At 71.6% G+C, this 16483-nt stretch carries 15 protein-coding genes; 9 read left to right on the forward strand and 6 right to left on the reverse strand.

What is annotated here, in order from left to right; genetic code table 11:
- Nucleotides 1-61 precede the first annotated feature (61 nt).
- Nucleotides 62-790: a carbon-nitrogen hydrolase family protein gene (locus tag ABZS97_RS12815; protein ID WP_356136779.1), complete on the forward strand. Its 729-nt coding sequence runs from the start codon at nucleotides 62-64 to the stop codon at nucleotides 788-790.
- A 53-nt stretch (nucleotides 791-843) separates the two neighbouring features.
- Here ABZS97_RS12815 and ABZS97_RS12820 read toward each other — a convergent pair whose 3' ends face one another.
- Entirely contained in the window at nucleotides 844-1950 is a 1107-nt protein-coding gene (locus ABZS97_RS12820; RefSeq protein WP_356136781.1) for a pyridoxal-phosphate dependent enzyme, read from the reverse strand.
- Nucleotides 1951-2128: 178 nt separating this feature from the next.
- Between ABZS97_RS12820 and ABZS97_RS12825 the strand changes: the two genes are divergently transcribed.
- From ABZS97_RS12825 to ABZS97_RS12850, 6 genes are all read left to right on the forward strand, one after another.
- A complete protein-coding gene (locus ABZS97_RS12825) occupies nucleotides 2129-3370 on the forward strand; it encodes a DUF4190 domain-containing protein (protein ID WP_356136783.1) in 1242 nt (413 codons plus the stop codon).
- A gap of 146 nt (nucleotides 3371-3516) precedes the next feature.
- Nucleotides 3517-4269 (forward strand): GntR family transcriptional regulator, encoded by a 753-nt coding sequence (locus tag ABZS97_RS12830; protein WP_356136785.1) that lies wholly within the window; start codon nucleotides 3517-3519, stop codon nucleotides 4267-4269.
- A gap of 373 nt (nucleotides 4270-4642) precedes the next feature.
- A complete protein-coding gene (locus tag ABZS97_RS12835; RefSeq protein WP_356136787.1) occupies nucleotides 4643-4834 on the forward strand; it encodes an SPOR domain-containing protein in 192 nt (63 codons plus the stop codon).
- Between the two features lie 45 nt (nucleotides 4835-4879).
- On the forward strand, nucleotides 4880-5281 hold the full coding sequence (locus ABZS97_RS12840; RefSeq protein ID WP_356136789.1) for a (deoxy)nucleoside triphosphate pyrophosphohydrolase: 402 nt from the start codon (nucleotides 4880-4882) through the stop codon (nucleotides 5279-5281).
- 235 nt (nucleotides 5282-5516) lie between these two features.
- A complete protein-coding gene (locus ABZS97_RS12845; protein WP_356136792.1) occupies nucleotides 5517-5960 on the forward strand; it encodes an ATP-binding protein in 444 nt (147 codons plus the stop codon).
- Nucleotides 5961-6264: 304 nt separating this feature from the next.
- Nucleotides 6265-8859, forward strand: a complete 2595-nt coding sequence (locus ABZS97_RS12850; protein WP_356136794.1) for a SpoIIE family protein phosphatase — start codon at nucleotides 6265-6267, stop codon at nucleotides 8857-8859.
- Nucleotides 8860-8930: 71 nt separating this feature from the next.
- Here the strand turns inward: ABZS97_RS12850 and ABZS97_RS12855 are convergent, their stop codons facing one another.
- Entirely contained in the window at nucleotides 8931-10679 is a 1749-nt protein-coding gene (locus ABZS97_RS12855; RefSeq protein WP_356136851.1) for a TPM domain-containing protein, read from the reverse strand.
- A 541-nt stretch (nucleotides 10680-11220) separates the two neighbouring features.
- Here ABZS97_RS12855 and ABZS97_RS12860 point away from each other — a divergent pair.
- Together ABZS97_RS12860 and ABZS97_RS12865 are read left to right on the forward strand one after the other, a co-directional pair.
- A complete protein-coding gene (locus ABZS97_RS12860) occupies nucleotides 11221-12246 on the forward strand; it encodes a hypothetical protein (RefSeq protein WP_356136853.1) in 1026 nt (341 codons plus the stop codon).
- An 88-nt stretch (nucleotides 12247-12334) separates the two neighbouring features.
- Nucleotides 12335-12655: a hypothetical protein gene (locus ABZS97_RS12865; RefSeq protein ID WP_356136796.1), complete on the forward strand. Its 321-nt coding sequence runs from the start codon at nucleotides 12335-12337 to the stop codon at nucleotides 12653-12655.
- Here the strand turns inward: ABZS97_RS12865 and ABZS97_RS12870 are convergent.
- From ABZS97_RS12870 to ABZS97_RS12885, 4 genes are read right to left on the reverse strand one after another with little or no spacing between them, the layout of a single operon-like run.
- Entirely contained in the window at nucleotides 12639-13406 is a 768-nt protein-coding gene (locus ABZS97_RS12870; protein ID WP_356136798.1) for a succinate dehydrogenase/fumarate reductase iron-sulfur subunit, read from the reverse strand. The two genes, ABZS97_RS12865 and ABZS97_RS12870, sit on opposite strands and share 17 nt — an antisense overlap.
- The gene (locus ABZS97_RS12875) at nucleotides 13403-15349 is read right to left on the reverse strand and encodes a fumarate reductase/succinate dehydrogenase flavoprotein subunit (protein ID WP_356136800.1); all 1947 of its coding nucleotides are present in this window, start codon (nucleotides 15347-15349) and stop codon (nucleotides 13403-13405) included. The genes ABZS97_RS12870 and ABZS97_RS12875 overlap by 4 nt, the downstream gene beginning before the upstream one ends.
- Nucleotides 15349-16170, reverse strand: a complete 822-nt coding sequence (locus ABZS97_RS12880; RefSeq protein ID WP_356136802.1) for a hypothetical protein — start codon at nucleotides 16168-16170, stop codon at nucleotides 15349-15351. Before ABZS97_RS12880 ends, ABZS97_RS12875 begins: the two co-directional genes overlap by 1 nt.
- Nucleotides 16171-16189: 19 nt before the next feature.
- Nucleotides 16190-16477: a hypothetical protein gene (locus ABZS97_RS12885; RefSeq protein ID WP_356136804.1), complete on the reverse strand. Its 288-nt coding sequence runs from the start codon at nucleotides 16475-16477 to the stop codon at nucleotides 16190-16192.
- Nucleotides 16478-16483: the final 6 nt, after the last annotated feature.

The raw sequence follows: 16483 nt of genomic DNA on the forward strand, positions 1-16483 counted from the left end.
GGATCTTCGGATCCGCCCCCTGTCTGCGAGTACCGCCGCCCGGGCCGGCAGGCTGAGCGCCATGAGGATCGCGACAACCCAGTTCACCTGTGCGCCCGCGGACATCGGGGCCAATGCGCGGCAGATGGCTGCTCTTGCCGCCGAGGCGGGTGCGCAGGGCGCCGAAATGGTGGTGTTTCCCGAGCTGGCGCCGACCGGGTACGAACTCGAGGCACTGCGCGCCGACAGAGATCTCTGGGTGCAGCCGGACGATCCCCGCCTGGACCCGCTCAGGACGGGCGGCATCGCCACCGTCATCAACTGCGCCACCGCGACGGGCGGGAACCGGCCCGCCATCGAGACGCTGGTCTTCGCAGCCGACGGCGAACCGATCACCGCGTACCGCAAGCAGCATCTGTTCGAGCACGAGCAGGGCGTGTTCCTGGCAGGCCGGAACGACGGGCGGTTCGAGCTCGGCGGGCTGCGCTTCGCCCTGGCGACATGCTTCGACAACCACTTCCCGGATCTGGTCTCCCGGGGCGCCGCTGACGGGTGCCATGTGCATCTGGCGAGCTCGCTGTACGGCGTCGGCGGCGGAGTGAGCGAACTGGAGTCGGTGTATCCGGGCATCGCCAAGGACTTCCCCCTGCATGTCGTCCTGGCCAACCACGTCGGCCCGGCCGGCGCGTGGACGGGCTGCGGCCGCGCCGCGCTGTGGGCTCCGGGAGGCGCCGTTCTCGCTCAGGGCGACGCGGAGACCCCGACGGTGGTGACCGCCGAAGTCGGACCGGCCCCTGGGCCTCAAGGATGAACGTCACGGGTACTGCGGTACTGCCGAGCCCGAGATCGCGGTGCGTGACGGGCCTACGCCCGCGCCAGCCCCGTCTTCAACCCCGCCCCGCACAGCGGTACGACGGCGCTGCGTTCGCCGAGGGAGCCCTCCCGTACGGCCGCCCAGCAGGCGACCCCCGTCGACTCGACGTACAGCCCGCGCGAGGCCAAGTCCCGCTGGGCGTGCCGGATCTGATCCTCCGTCACAGTCAGGAAGGTGCCGCCGGACTCGCGTACCGCGCGCAGGATCTGCCGGGCCCGCGGGGGACGCGGAATCGCGATGCCCTCCGCGAAGGTGGGCGCCATGGGGGTGACGCCGACCAGGTCGCCCGCTCCCGCGTCCCAGGCCCGTGCCAGCGGGGCGACCGCCGCGGCCTGGACGGCGTACAGGGCGGGCCGCCGGTCGATGAGCCCCGCCGTGTGCAGCTCGGCGACCGCCAGTGCCGCGCCCAGCAGCAGCGTGCCGTTGCCGACCGGCACGACGATCACGTCGGGGAGCCGTCCGCCGAGGTCCTCCCACAGTTCGTGGACGTACGTCTTCGTGCCGTGCAGGAAGTACGGGTTGAAGACGTGCGAGGCGTAGAACGTGCCCTCCTCGTCCGCCGCTTCCCGCGCCGCGGTCGCCGTCGCCTCGCGGTCGCCGTCCACGATGTGCTGCTGGGCCCCGTGCGCCCCGATCTGCTCCAGCTTCTTCGGTGACGTGCCGTCGGGGACGTAGACCGTGCAGGGCAGTGCGGCCCGTGCGCAGTACGCGGCGATCGCCGTGCCCGCGTTGCCGCTGCTGTCGGCGATCACCCGGCGGGGGCCCAGCCGCAGCGCCAGCTCGGCGAGCAGCACCGCGCCCCGGTCCTTGAACGACAGCGTCGGCATCAGGAAGTCGAGCTTGGCCGAGATGCCGTCCCTGAGCGGGACGAGCGGGGTGCGGCCCTCGCCGAGGCTGACCGTGGGGGCGGCGAGCGGCAGGCACTCCGCGTAGCGCCACAGGGAATTGACCCGTCCCGCAAGGGACTTGAGGGAGGCGGGCGTCGGCGAGAAGTCCAGGTCGAGCGGACCACGGCAGGCCGGGCAGCACCAGGCGAGCGAGCCGGCGGGGACGCGCGTGCCATCCGTGGGGCAGAAGCAATCCGGCAAGGGAGTCATGAGCGCAGGGTAGATGCGCCGCGCGCCGCGGCTCCGGATCGGCGACCCGGCTCGCTGCGGGGAAAGGTCCCGTTTGCCGCCCGCATACCGTCCCTGCCGGCCGCGCGCTTACGATCTGCCCAGCAGTACGGCAGTCGTACGCCAGTTCTGCACCACCCGGACTAGGAGCAAGGTACCCGTGGCCATACCGCCGCCGCCCGGGCAGCAGCAGCCCGAAGGCTCGTACCCGCCGCCGTACCCGCACTACCCGCAGTACCCCCAGGGCGGCGGCCCCTACGACCAGGGCGGCCCGTACCAGCAGCCGTACGGAGGCACTCCTTACGCCCCCTGGGGGCAGGGCTACTCCCCGTTCAACCGGCCCGTGCCCGTCAACGGCCTCGCGATCTCCGCGCTCGTGCTCGGCATCCTCTGCTTCCTGCCCGCCGTCGGGCTGGTCCTCGGGGCCGTCGCGCTGTGGCAGATCAAGAAGCGGGGCGAGCGGGGCAAGGGGATGGCGGTGGGCGGCATGGTGATGTCGTCCGTCGGCGTCGTGCTGCTCGTCGTCGCGCTCGTCACCGGTGGCGCGCGCGACTTCTGGGACGGCTTCCGGGACGCGGCGGACGACTCGCGCGGCAGCGGCGGCTCCGCCTTCTCGCTCGACAAGGGCGACTGCATCGACGCACCGGGCGACGCCCTGGAGGGCATGGCGTACGACGTCGACACGGTGCCGTGCAGCGGGCGGCACGACGCCGAGGTTTTCGCGAACTTCGAGATGGACGACGGGAGTTACCCCGGCGACAACGAGGTCACCGACGCCGCCGACGACAAGTGCTACACGCTCCAGGACACGTACGCGATGGACGTCTGGGCCCTCCCCGGCGACGTCGACGTCTACTACTTCACGCCCACCCGGCAGAGCTGGCGCCTCGGCGACCGCGAGGTCACCTGCATGTTCGGCAACACGGACGAGGCGGGCACGCTCACCGGCTCCCTGCGCAACGACGCCACGACGCTCGACGCGGACCAGGTCGCCTATCTGCAGGCCGCCCATCTCCTCAACTCGGCGATGAACTCGGCCCCCGACGAGGAGTACGTCGAGGACGACCTGCCCGGTCACAAGGAGTGGGCCGACCGGATGTCGCACGCGCTCACCGAGCAGACGGGCACCCTGCGCGGCCACGCCTGGCCGGACGCCGTGGCCGGGCCGATGGCCGCCCTGGTGAAGAACATCGGCCTCTCGCAGGGGGAGTGGGCGAAGGCGGCCGAGGCGAAGAACCCCGACGCCTTCTACGCCCACTACGAGAAGGCCATGAAGTACATCGACCCCCGCAAGACGGTCACCACACGCAAGGCTCTGGGCCTCGCCACCACCCCGCCGGCCTACGACGAGGACGGTGGTGACCAGAGCGGTGGTGGAGGCGACACCGGGATTGAGGTGTGACGGCGGCTATACCGGGGAGAAAGTGCCTGCGTAAGCCCCCCGTGGGCACAAGTCATCACATCGAGTGATTCTCTGGCCTTTGCTTGCATGGCACAACCCACGGTTGCCAGGCTGTTGCTGTCTGTACAACCTGATGGGAGCGGCCAGTGACTTTCGGTGAGCAGCCGGCGTACCTGCGTGTCGCGGGTGATCTCCGCAAGAAGATCGTCGACGGCTCGCTGCCACCGCATACGCGGCTGCCTTCGCAGGCCCGCATCCGCGAGGAGTACAACGTCTCGGACACGGTCGCCCTGGAGGCGCGCAAGGTCTTGATGGCCGAGGGGCTGGTCGAGGGGCGCTCCGGCTCGGGGACGTATGTGCGGGAGCGGCCCGTGCCACGCAGCGTCGCCCGTTCCGGGTTCCGGCCGGACAGCGGGGCCACCCCGTTCCGGCAGGAACAGGCGGACGTCGCCGCGCGCGGCACCTGGGAGTCGCACAGCAGGCAGGCCGAGGCGAGCGGCGCCATCGCCGAGAGGCTCGGCATCCAGCCCGGCGACCGGGTGATGTGCACGCAGTACGTCTTCCGGGACGGCGGCGAGGTGATGATGCTCTCCACCTCCTGGGAGCCGCTCGCGGTCACGGGGCGCACGCCGGTGATGCTCCCCGAGGAGGGTCCGCTCGGCGGCATGGGAGTGGTCGAGCGCATGGCCGCCATCGACGTCGTCGTGGACAACGTCACGGAGGAGGTCGGCGCCCGCCCGGGCCTCGCCGAGGAACTCCTCGCGCTGGGCGGCGTACCCGGGCATGTGGTCGTCGTCATCCAGCGGACGTTCTTCGCGTCCGGGCGACCGGTCGAGACGGCCGACATCGTCGTCCCGGCGGACCGCTACCGGATCGCGTACCACCTGCCGGTGAAGTGACCCGTCTCCGGGCTCATCTACCCGGTAAGCAGCCTGTATCCGGGCCAACCTGCCGGTAAGCAGCCCGTATCCGGGCCAACCTGCCGGTGAAGCAGCCCAGCTGTGCGGGTGAAGCAGCCCAGCTGTGCGGGTGAAGCAGTTCGCCCGCGCCTGAACTCCCTTTCCCGTGCCCGCTGTTCGAAATCGACGGCACGCCTTGGCTTGTTGCGTACCTCTTTGTGAAAAGTCGTATTCGCTGCGTGAAGGTTAGGCGTAGGCTCGGGCATATGCGGATTGCGGTTTCCTTAGAAGGCGGGGCACTGGGGGTCCCTCCTGCTCGAACCCCGCGCGGAGCACGGGGCAGCGGGCCGGGGACGGGAAGTGGAGGGGCGCGATGAACGACGGCACGATCACTCTTCCCTGGCTCGTCATACGGCAGGACGACAACGGCAATCGCTACCGCGTCGGCAGGTACGCGACCAGGGCCGAGGCCCAGAAGATCGCGGACAGCCTCGACGACCGCGGACACAAGCAGCTCTACTGGGTCGAGAGGATCGCCCAGAACGGCAACGGCGCGGCCCGGTGATCGACCGAGTCCGGAGCCGGGCGGCGCTCCCGTAGGCTCCGGCGCATGACGGAACCGATCGTGGTGGTCGCGGCCGCCCTGCTCCACGGCGGACGCCTGCTGGCGGCCCGCCGCAGCGCACCTCCCGAACTGGCCGGACGTTGGGAACTGCCGGGCGGCAAGGTCGAACCCGGCGAGGCCCCCGAGGACGCCCTCGTGCGCGAGCTGCGCGAGGAACTGGGCATCGAGGCGGCGCCGATGGAGCGCGTCGAGGGCGAATGGCCCCTCAGGCCCGGGTACGTCCTGCGGGTGTGGACCGCCCGGCTGCTCGCCGGCGAGCCCCGCCCTCTTGAGGACCACGACGAACTCCGCTGGCTGACCCCCGGTGAGATCTGGGACGTGGACTGGCTCGACCAGGACGTGCCGGCGGTGAAGAGCGTGCTGTCGGCGCTGGGTGCGCAGGCGTAGGAGCCGGGTTCGGGGCGGCAGGGGCAGAGGCCTGCGAGGGAACGCGGGCAGGTCCTGCGCGGGAACGCGGGCAGGTCCTGCGCGGGAACGCGGGCAGGTGGGGTGCGCGCAGGCGTGCGACGCGTGGCGCTGTCGTATGCGGGCAGGCGAGGGCATCTCGTACGCCGTTCGTGCCACAGTGCGCCCTCACGCGCGGTAAAGCGTCGTGCATATCGGGTATGTGCCCATTAACCCCATGAAACCGGGCGTGGGTGTGCTTCTGGCCTGGGAAGTGATCGGCGTGCCCTACACCGAAGGCGATCGCGCCGAGTGGACCTTTCCCGCGGAGCCCGGTGCCGTCCGCACCGCCCGTGCCGTCGTCCGGGGGCAACTGCGCGCCTGGGGCCTTGATGGCCTCGGTGACGTCACCGCGCTGCTGGTCAGTGAGTTGGTGACCAACTCCCTGCGGCATGCCTCAGGCCCCATCGGCGTACGGCTGATTCGGCCCGCGGCAGTGCCGGACGCCCTGCTGGTGGAGGTCTCCGACCCGCTGCCCGACCCGCCGCGCGAACGCGCCGCCCACCCCGACGACGAGAGCGGCCGCGGCCTCCAGCTCGTGGCGTGCTCGTCACGGCGCTGGGGCACCCGGCCCGGCGACACCGGGAAGACGGTCTGGTTCGAGCTGGCCCTGCCCGGCTGAACGACCCCCGCAGGCAGGGCAGCCGCGCGGGCGTCACGGCGGGGGCGCGAGGAGCGCAGGGGGCGTCGGTCCGGGGCGGGCGGCGACCGAGCGGTTTCAAGCCAGCAGGGGCAGCCGGAGTCTTTGGTTCGACTGGGCGTCACCTGGTTAGAAGACTGGGAGTATGTCGCGGCCGGTCCAAAAATGATCGGGACCGTGCTGTGATCGTGAACACCGTGTTGTGCGGCACCGTAGTGCTGGATACTGCGGGCAGCCGCCCCCGGTGACCGGTGCCGGACGCGGTGAGCTGGAGGGGACGGTTCGCGTGAGCGAGATACCAGCGAAGGCCACGGAGTCCGAGGACCCGTCGGACGGCGCGAGGGCTGACGCCGTGGTGGATTCCACCGCGGACGGCTCCGGGGATGCCGTGGGCGAGGCGGTGTGGCAGAGCAGCCCGCCCGGCTCGATCTACGACTACATCAAGGTCGCGTCCTTCTCCATCGGCGCGGACGGCCTCGTCGACCAGTGGAGCCTGCGGGCCGCGCAGGTCTTCGGCATTTCTGCCGAGCGCGCCGTCGGCATGGACCCCATCGAGGCGTTCGTCGCTCCGGATCTGCGCGAGCGCGGACAGCGCAAGATGGCGGAGATCCTCGACGGCCGGGAGTGGACCGGTGTGGTCCCCTTCCGCCGGCCCACCCCCGAAAGGGGGGAAGGGCTCGCCGAGGTCTATGTGATGCCGACCACAACGGCGGACGGTGAACGGGGTGCTGTGTGCATCGTCGTCGACGTCCGCACGCTGCGCTCGATCGAGACCGACCTGGCCGCCTCGCAGGCGATTTTCGGTCAATCTCCTTTCGGTTTCCTGCTGATCGACGCCGACCTGCGGATCCGCCGCGCCAACGAACGGTTCGCCTCGGTCTTCGGAGGGACCGTCGAGGACCACCGCGGCCACTCCGTTCACGACTATCTGCCGCGCCCCGAGGCCGAGCGCGTCCGCGCCACGCTCCGCCGCGTCCTGGAGACCGGCGACTCCATCACGGACATGCACGTCACGGGCTTCGTGCCGGGCTCCGAGGAGCGCCGCCACTGGTCCGTCAACCTCTACCGCGTGCACAGCGGCACCGGCCGCCCCATCGGGATCGCCTGGCTCGGCACCGACATCACCGCCCGCCGCACCGCCGCCCGCGAAGCCGCCTCCGCCCGGCGCAATCTCGCCCTCCTGAACGAGGCGGGCGCCCGCATAGGCAACTCCCTCGACCTGGAGACCACCGCCCGCGAACTCCTCGACGTGGTCGTCCCCAACTTCTGCGACCTCGCCACCGTCGACCTCTACCAGGGACTCCTGGCCGGCGACGAGGCACCGCCCGGGCTCGCCGACGGCAGCGCCGAACTGCGCCGTGTCGCGTTCGCCAGCGCCGTCTCCGACGCGCCCTTCGTCGGCGGGCCCGCGCCCGTCGCCCCGGGCGCCGTCCACCACTTCCCGTTCAACTCCCCCTGCGCGGACGCGCTGCGCACCGCCCGCCCCCAGCATCTGCCCGCCGAAGAAGGCGGCCTCATCCAGTCCACTCTCGCCGTGCCCATGGTCGCGCACGACACCGTCGTGGGCCTCGCCCAGTTCTCCCGTACGAAGGGCAGCGAGCCGTTCGGCGACCGCGACCGCGCCCTCGCGGTGGAGCTGGCGGCGCGCGCAGCGGTCTGTATCGACAACGCCCGCCTCTACCGCCGTGAGCACGAGCGCGCGCTGATCCTCCAGCGCTCCCTGCTGCCCCCGGGCGACCCGGAGGCCTCCGGCCTGGACATCGCCTGCCGCTACCTCCCCGGCAACGCGGCCACCGAGGTCGGCGGCGACTGGTTCGACGTCATCGAACTGCCCGGCCACCGTACGGCGTTGGTCGTCGGCGACGTGATGGGCCGCGGCCTGCGCGCCGCCGTCGCCATGGGCGAACTGCGCACGGCGGTGCGCACCCTGGCCCTGCTGGACCTCGAACCGGCGGAAGTCCTCTCCGCGTTGGACGAGATCGCCCGCGGCCTCGGCACCCCCGGCGGCGTCCAGCAGGCCACCCGCACCGCCCGCCAGCCCCGCGACGCCGACCTCTCCGAGGTGTACCTCGCGACGTGCGTGTACGCGGTCTACGACTCGGTGACCCGGCGGTGCACCTTCGCCAACGCCGGCCATCTGCCGCCCGTCCTCGTCGAGCCCGGCGAGAGCGCGCTGATGCTCGACGTGCCGCCGGGCATGCCGCTCGGCGTCGGCGGTGAGCCGTTCGAGGAGGTGGAGGTGGAGCTGCCGGAGGGTGCGCTCCTCGCCCTCTACACGGACGGCCTCGTCGAATCCCGCGACCACCCGCTGGACGAGGGCCTGCAAGCGTTCGTCGGCGCCCTGACCGACCCCTCCCAGCCGCTGGAGGACGTCTGCGACCACATCCTGAGCACCCTCGACACACACCACGGCGAGGACGACATCGCGCTGCTGATGGCACGTGTACAGGGGCTGCCCGTCGACTCGGTCGGCGACTGGACGCTCCCGCGCGAGCCGCGCAGCGTGGGCCGGGCCCGCGAGTACGCGCGAACGCGGCTGCAGTCCTGGGACCTCGAACCACTCATCGACACCACGGAGTTGCTCGTCAGCGAGCTGGTCACCAACGCGCTGCGCTACGGCGAGGGCGAGATCAGACTCCGGCTGCTCCTGGACCGCACGCTGGTGTGCGAGGTCTGGGACGCGGGGCTCGTCCAGCCGCGCCGGCGCCGGGCGCGCGACACCGACGAGGGCGGTCGCGGCCTCCAGCTCGTCGGGCTGCTCTCCGCGGGCTGGGGCTCACGGCGTACGCCCCGCGGCAAGACGGTCTGGTTCGAACTCCCGCTCCCTGACGGGGGGACGGGGCTGACGGACCCGGCGGAGGCGTTGCTGAGTCTGTTCTAGGAGGCCTTGCCTTGAGGGCGAGGGGCGAGGGGCGAGGGGCGAGGGGCGAGGGTGCTCAGAGGCTGCGCGGATCAGAAGCGTCCGCCGCCGCCCCTGCGTCCACGGGTCCCGGCCCCGCCGAAGCTTCCGGGCCCGCCTCCCTGCCGGGCGTGACCTGCGGCTCTGGCTCCGGCTCCGGATCCGGCTTCGCCGAGAATGATTCCGCCGAGGACGGCTCCGCTCATGCCCCCGCCGCCGTGCCCTCCGGCCACCGTCCCGCCGTCGTACGGATTCCCGTACGCCCGCACATCCCGCTCGGCGAGCCGCAGCGCTTCCCGGGCCAGACCGCCGGCCTGCCGGGCGTCGGCGAGGGCGGCAGAGGCGTCGGGGGTCTCGGGGACGGTCGCAGCGGTTTCCGCCCGGGCCAGCCGCCGTTCCGCCTCCGCCAGCCGGGTTCGGGCCTCGCTCCCCACCGCCCCCCGGTGCGTCGTGACGAAGTCCGACGCGGTGGCGACCGCACTGCCGGTGGTGACGAGGGAATGGCCGAGGAGGGCGAGCGCGCGCCGGTCGGCGTCCTCGCGGGCGCGGGCACCGGCGAGGGCCTCGTCGAGCGCGATGTCGGCCTGCTCGACGCGGCGAAGGGCGTCGATGGGGTCGTAGGGGCCCGAGTCCATCTCCCGGCGTACCTCGGCGCTGACGGACTCGGCGCGGGCGATACGACCCTGGAGATCGCCCGTGGGTACGGCCGCTGCCGTGCCCTGGAGCAAACCGCGGGCGTCCGCGAGGTCGGTCTCCGTCCCGGTGAGCGCGGCGGGGAGTTTCGCCGCGGCCGTCGCGAGGTCGGCGGCCAGCCGGTCGACGGCGTCCAGGAAGGTGCCCGCCTGGTCGACGGCGCCCTCCGCGGCGCGCAGATGAACGGCGGCCTGTCCGTGGTCGTCCAGGTCGAGCGACTGCCGGGCCTGGTTAAGGTGCGTGGTGGCGAACACAAGCCGGTCCTTGGCCTGTTCGACGTGGCCCGCGACGGGCAGTGCCGCGGAAGGGGAGTACCGCTTGCCCAGGGCGGCCGGCGTCGCGGCGATGGCTCCGGCGCGCGTCGCCAGCTCACGGAACCGGGTCTCCGCCTGCTCCAGCGCCTGTGGCATGTCCCGCTCCAGGGCGCGCAGTTGGTCGAAGCCGGGGGCCTCCGCGTCCAGCCGCCGCTGCGCCTGCGCGCAGCGCGCGACGATCTCCTCCAGCATCCGCCGCCTGTCCGCGTCGTCCTCGGGGAGGGCGTCGTCGAGCCGCTGCCGCAGCCGGAAGGCGGCTGACAGCTCGGACTTCGCGTACGCGAGGGCCTCCGCGTACGGCGTGACGGCTTCCTCACCGAACTGATCCGTGGCGAAACCGAGTTCCTCGGCGCTGGTGCGGATCGCGTCGTCGGTCTCGACCAGCGCCATTCCGGCCTGCCGGTCGAGTTCGGGAAGCGAGGCGACCGGTGGGATGCCGAGGTCCCCGCCCGGCGTCGTCCGCGTGCGCGCACGCCGCCTGCGCCGCAGATACGTGAACGCCGCGACGGCCCCTGCGGCGGCCACCACACCCACGGGCAGAACGAGGTCGGAGGCGGCGGTCTCGTCCTCGCCGGGGTCGGCCTCGGCCGGTGTGATCGACTGCGTCGGCACGGGCTGTCCGGCGGCGACGGCGTCGGTGCCGACGGGTTTCCGGTCGCCGAGCGCCCCGACCTTGCCGGAGACCTGGCCGTTGCGCGCGGGCGCCACCGGGTCGTCGGCTCCGGCTTCCGCGACGGGCAGCACCAGCCAGCCCACGGCCACGAGCCCCCCGAGCACGGCATGCGCCACCCGCACGGCTATGTGCGACGGGGCTCGGCGTGACCGGCTTCGGCTCAGGGGCGACGTCACATTTGGGAGCGTATGACCGCATGCGCGGCCGCGCGAGCCGGGTGCGCTGTCGGTGGGGACGCCTAATGTACGAGGGGAACGGGGGACGCGGGAGGACGTACGGGGGATGGACGTGGAGCGGATGGACGCCGGGGCGGGCACGGGGACGCGCGCGACGGGGGAGGGGACGGAAGAACCGTCAGCGGCCACGGTGGCCTCTGACGCCCCCGACGCCCCCGACGTCACGGGGGCCGTTGGGACCAGCGAGACCGATCGGGCCGCTGCGACCGCAGAGACTGCTGTGCCCACAGACACTGCTGTGCCCACAGAGGCCACCGAGACCGCTGTAACAACAGAGATCATCGAGGCCACGGCGGCTACGGAGACAGCCAAGGCCACGGCTGCCACGGAATCCGCCGAAGCCACCGCGGCGACAAAAGCCACCGAACCCCTCACGGACACGCAGGCACCGCCGCGCCCCACCCGCACCCCCGCCTGGCTCCGCCCCCTGGCCCGTGTCTGGCGGGACCCCCGCCTCCGCTGGCCTCGGCGTATCGCGCTCGTTCTCGTCCTGATCCTGGTCGTCCCGCTGCTCGCCGCCGGGATCGCCCTGCGCGTGAACTACGCGGGGGACCCGGCCCCCGGCACCCACACCAGGAACCGTGACGCCCTCTGGCTCGGGCACGCCTGGGTCGACGGGCGCAAAAGGGACGCGGACGTGAAGGCGCTCGGCACGCGGCTGCGGAGCACCGGGATACGCGACCTCTACGTGCACGCGGGCCCGCTGGAGCACAACGGCACGCTGCCCGAGTCGGCCTATCCGAAGGCGCGTTGGCTGATCGAAGCCCTGCGCACGGAGCTGCCCGGGGTAAGGGTGCAGGCCTGGCTCGGGGACGAACTCGCGAGCGAGGGGCCGACCGGGCTGCGCCTGGAGCGGGCGGCGACCCGGGCGGCCGTCGTCCGCTCCACCCGGCAGATCCTGGCCGCGGGCTTCGCCGGCGCCCACTTCGACCTGGAGCCCCTGCACTCGGGCAACCGCGACTACCTGTCCCTCCTCGACGACCTGCGCCGCCTCACCCGGGCCGCCGGAGCCCAACTCTCCGTCGCCGCCCACCAGATCGACCCCCTCCCGGCCGCGAACTCGATTCGTGGCGCGCTCAGCGGACACCCCAAGTGGTGGTCCCAGTCGTACTTCGGCCAGGTCGCGCGCCGTGTCGACCAGATAGCCGTGATGTCGTACGACACCGCGATGCCACTGGAGAGCCTGTACGGCGGATACGTCGCTCAGCAGACCTCCCTCGCCCTCGAAGTCACCCCGAAGTCGACGGACCTGCTGATGGGCCTGCCCTTCTACTACGAGGACAACCTGAGCCACCACGGGAACGCGGAGACGGTCGGCGCAGCCGTCCGCGGCGCCCGCCTCGGCCTCTCCCGCACGGACCGCACCCGCGAACACTTCGGCCTCGCGCTCTACGTCGACTTCGCGGCCAGGGAGTCGGACTGGGCGGCGTACCGGGCGGGCTGGGTGTCCTGACCGGGCCTCGGGCGCGACGGACAGCTTCGCGTGTCATCATCCGTCCCACGAGCGTGCCCTTTCGGCGCGCGGGGGAACGGAGGGCCTGATGAACTGGCTCGCGGTGGCAGGGGCATTGGTCTTCACGGCGCTGGGGGCACTGGGCGTGGTGACCCTCACGACGGGCCGGGTGGCGCCATGGGGGCGCGGCCGGGTCGTGCGTCCGAGGCTGTGGGGTTACGGTTCGCTGGTCGCCGCGGTCGGCGGCGCGCTGTTCCTGTTCCTCGGTCCGCTCTCGGGACCGCCGCACGGCGTGCGCGGCGCCGTCGCATGGGGCGGCTGGGCCGTGTTCATGGCGGGCCTGACACTCCAGTACCTCGCCCAGCGCCCCGGCCGCCGCACCCCGCGACCCGCTAGGACCGCCTCCTGATCTTCGTCCCCAGCCACACCAGTGGGTCGTACTTGCGGTCGACCGCCCGTTCCTTCAAGGGGATCAGGGCGTTGTCCGTGATCTTGATGTTCTCGGGGCAGACCTCCGTGCAGCACTTGGTGATGTTGCAGTAGCCGAGGCCGTGTTCGTCCTGGGCGGTCTTCTTGCGGTCGAGGCCGTCCTCGGCCGCCGCGTCCAGGGGGTGCATGTCCAGTTCGGCCACCCGCATCAGGAAGCGTGGCCCCGCGAACGCGCCCTTGTTCTCCTCGTGGTCACGTACGACATGGCAGGTGTCCTGGCACAGGAAGCACTCGATGCACTTGCGGAACTCCTGGGAGCGGTCCACGTCCTCCTGCATCATCCGGTACTCGCCGGGCCCCAGATCGGCGGGCGGCACGAAGGCCGGGACCTCGCGCGCCTTCGTGTAGTTGAAGCCGACGTCCGTCACGAGATCGCGTACGACCGGGAAGGCGCGCAGCGGTGTGACGGTGATCGTCTCCGCTTGGGTGAACACCGACATGCGCGTCATGCACATCAGCCGCGGCCGCCCGTTGATCTCCGCCGAGCACGAACCGCACTTGCCCGCCTTGCAGTTCCAGCGCACCGCGAGGTCGGGGGCCTGGGTCGCCTGGAGGCGGTGGATGATGTCGAGGACGACCTCCCCGTCGTTCACCTCGACCGCGAAGTCCTCCAGGCCACCGCCCTTGACGTCGCCCCGCCACACCTTGAAGCGGGCCTCGTAGCTGCTCACTCGTAGAGCTCCTCTTCGGCGAGGTACTTGACCAGCTCCTCCTTCTCGAAGAGGGCAAGCAGGTCGGGGCGGATGGGGTCGGTGGTCTCCCGTACGAGGTCGATCTGCCCGCGTACCGGGTCGGTGGCCGCCAACCCGCCGGTCGGGTCGGTCAGTTGGCACAGCAGGTTGACGCGGCGCCAGGCGCGGTCCATCACCGGATGGTCCTCGCGGGTGTGGCCGCCCCGCGACTCGGTGCGCTCCAGCGCGGCGCGCGCCACGCACTCGCTCACGAGCAGCATGTTGCGCAGGTCGAGGGCCAGATGCCAGCCCGGGTTGAACTGGCGGTGGCCCTCCACCCCCGCCCGGCGCGCCCGCACGCGCAGGTCGGCGAGTTTCTCCAGGGCCTGCGCCACCTCCGCCTCGCGGCGGATGATGCCGACCAGGTCGTTCATGGTCTGCTGGAGTTCCTGGTGGAGGGTGTACGGGTTCTCGGGCGGGCGTCCGTTCTCGGCGCCGGGTTCCGGACCCTCGGCCGAGAAGGGCCGCAGCGCCTCCGCCGCCGCCGTGTCGACCTGGGTTTCGTCCACACCGGGGCGGTCCGTGGCGGCGACCCCCGCCGCGTACTCGGCCGCGTGCCACCCGGCCCGCCGCCCGAACACCAGCAGGTCGGAGAGCGAGTTGCCGCCGAGCCGGTTGGAGCCGTGCATGCCGCCCGCGACCTCACCGGCCGCGAACAGGCCGGGCACGCCGCGCGCGGCCGCCGTGTCCGAGTCGACCGCGATGCCGCCCATCACGTAGTGGCAGGTCGGCCCGACCTCCATCGCCTCCGCGGTGATGTCGACGTCCGCCAGCTCCTTGAACTGGTGGTACATGGACGGCAGTCGGCGCCGGATGACCTCGGCGGGCATCCGCGTCGACACGTCCAGGAAGACGCCGCCGTGCGGGGTGCCGCGGCCCGCCTTGACCTCGGAGTTGATGGCGCGGGCGACCTCGTCGCGGGGGAGCAGTTCCGGAGGGCGCCGGTTGTGGTCCGGGTCCTCGTACCAGCGGTCGCCCTCCTCCTCGGACTGCGCGTACTTCTCCTTGAAGACATCGGGGATGTAGTCGAACATGAACCGCTTGCCCTCGGAGTTGCGCAGCACCCCGCCGTCGCCGCGCACCGACTCGGTGACGAGGATGCCCTTCACCGACGGCGGCCAGACCATGCCCGTCGGGTGGAACTGCACGAACTCCATGTTCAGCAGCGGCGCCCCGGCGAGCAGCGCCAGCGCGTGCCCGTCGCCCGTGTACTCCCACGAGTTCGACGTCACCTTGAACGACTTGCCGATGCCGCCGGTGGCGATCACGACCGAGGGCGCTTCGAGGACGAAGAACCGGCCGGATTCCCGCTCGTAGCAGAAGGCGCCCGAGACCTGTCGCCCGTCCTTCAGGATCCGTGTGACGGTGCACTCCTGGAACACCTTCAGACGGCTCTCGTAGTCGCCCGTCTCCCGGTGGTCCTCCTGCTGCAGCGAGACGATCTTCTGCTGGAGCGTGCGGATGAGTTCGAGTCCGGTGCGGTCGCCGACGTGCGCCAGCCGGGGGAACTCATGGCCGCCGAAGTTGCGCTGCGAGATCCGCCCGTCCTTCGTACGGTCGAAGAGCGCGCCCCAGGTCTCCAGCTCCCAGACCCGGTCCGGGGCCTCCTGCGCGTGCAGCTCGGCCATCCGCCACTGGTTGAGGAACTTGCCGCCCCGCATGGTGTCGCGGAAGTGGACCTGCCAGTTGTCCCCGGAGTGCACATTGGCCATGGCGGCCGCGATGCCGCCCTCGGCCATCACCGTGTGCGCCTTGCCGAACAGCGACTTGCAGATCACCGCCGTACGGGCGCCGCGCTCCCGCGCCTCGATGGCCGCGCGCAGTCCGGCGCCCCCGGCGCCGACCACGACGACATCCCACTCCTGACGGTCGACCACGGACATCAGAACAACCTCGGATCGTCAAAGGCGCCGGACGCGACCAGGTACACGTAGAAGTCGGCGAGCGCCACGCTCACCAACGACGCCCAGGCCAGCAGCATGTGACGGGCGTTCAGCTTCCCGACCCACTGCCACATCCGGTAGCGCACAGGGTGCTTGGAGAAATGCTTCAGCTTGCCGCCGACGATGTGCCGGCAGGAGTGGCAGGAGAGGGTGTACGCCCAGATCAGCGTGATGTTGACCAGGAACACCAGGGTGCCCAGACCCATGTGCCCCCAGCGGTAGTTCTCGTCGCGGAAGGAGAGCACGGTGTCGTACGACAGCACGCAGGCGACCAGGATCGCCGCGTAGAAGAAGTACCGGTGGATGTTCTGCAGGATCAGCGGGAAGCGGGTCTCGCCGCTGTACTTCTTGTGCGGCTCGGCCACCGCGCAGGCGGGCGGGGACGCCCAGAAGCCCCGGTAGTAGGCCTTGCGGTAGTAGTAGCAGGTCAGCCGGAAGCCGAGCGGGAAGATCAGGATGATGATCGCTGGGGAGATGCCCCACCAGCTCCCGAAGAGGTCCGCGTTGGGCCCGGCGTGCATGGTCCGGCAGCGCTCGGCCAGACAGGGCGAGTAGAACGGTGAGACGTAGGGCGCCGCGTAGTAGTCCGTGTTCGCGAAGGCCCGCCACGTCGAGTACACGACGAAGGCCAGCAGCCCGGCCGCGGTGACGGCGGGCGCCAGCCACCAGCGGTCCGTCCGCAGATGCGGGGCGGCGATCGCGGCACGCGTACCGGACCGTACGCCGCCGCTGTTCAGATGGGGTTCCGTACCAGTGGCCAACGGGAGACTCCGGTCGGGTTCAGGGGGCGTGCCGGTCTCGGGCGCCGAGTCCCTCGTCGTCCGAGTCCGTCCACAGGCTGTTGTCGTACGGGGTGTCGGGGATGGACAGGAGGTCGGGGCGCCGGGGCTGGGCCGGCACCGGGGCGCCCTCGCGCAGCAGCGCGACGCTCTCCCGCAGGTGATCGGCGTCTGCGCGCACCCGCCGCATCTCCAGGCTCGCGCCCAACTGCTGTTCCAGGCGCCCCACCGACCTCGCCAGGTCGTCGAGACAGCGCTGGACTGATGTCAATTCGTCGTGCACGGACATGACTTG

Origin of the sequence: Streptomyces sp. NPDC005485 (genome assembly GCF_040606085.1) — a bacterium.
Classification (GTDB): domain Bacteria; phylum Actinomycetota; class Actinomycetes; order Streptomycetales; family Streptomycetaceae; genus Streptomyces.

Excerpts from the sequence above, each read along its gene's own strand:
- ABZS97_RS12815 (WP_356136779.1), top strand. The coding sequence starts at position 62 with ATGAGGATCGCGACAACCCAGTTCACCTGTGCGCCCGCGGACATCGGG.
- ABZS97_RS12820 (WP_356136781.1), bottom strand. The coding sequence starts at position 1,950 with ATGACTCCCTTGCCGGATTGCTTCTGCCCCACGGATGGCACGCGCGTC.
- ABZS97_RS12835 (WP_356136787.1), top strand. The coding sequence starts at position 4,643 with ATGAACGACGGCACGATCACTCTTCCCTGGCTCGTCATACGGCAGGAC.
- ABZS97_RS12840 (WP_356136789.1), top strand. The coding sequence starts at position 4,880 with ATGACGGAACCGATCGTGGTGGTCGCGGCCGCCCTGCTCCACGGCGGA.
- ABZS97_RS12845 (WP_356136792.1), top strand. The coding sequence starts at position 5,517 with ATGAAACCGGGCGTGGGTGTGCTTCTGGCCTGGGAAGTGATCGGCGTG.
- ABZS97_RS12865 (WP_356136796.1), top strand. The coding sequence starts at position 12,335 with ATGAACTGGCTCGCGGTGGCAGGGGCATTGGTCTTCACGGCGCTGGGG.
- ABZS97_RS12875 (WP_356136800.1), bottom strand. The coding sequence starts at position 15,349 with ATGTCCGTGGTCGACCGTCAGGAGTGGGATGTCGTCGTGGTCGGCGCC.
- ABZS97_RS12885 (WP_356136804.1), bottom strand. The coding sequence starts at position 16,477 with ATGTCCGTGCACGACGAATTGACATCAGTCCAGCGCTGTCTCGACGAC.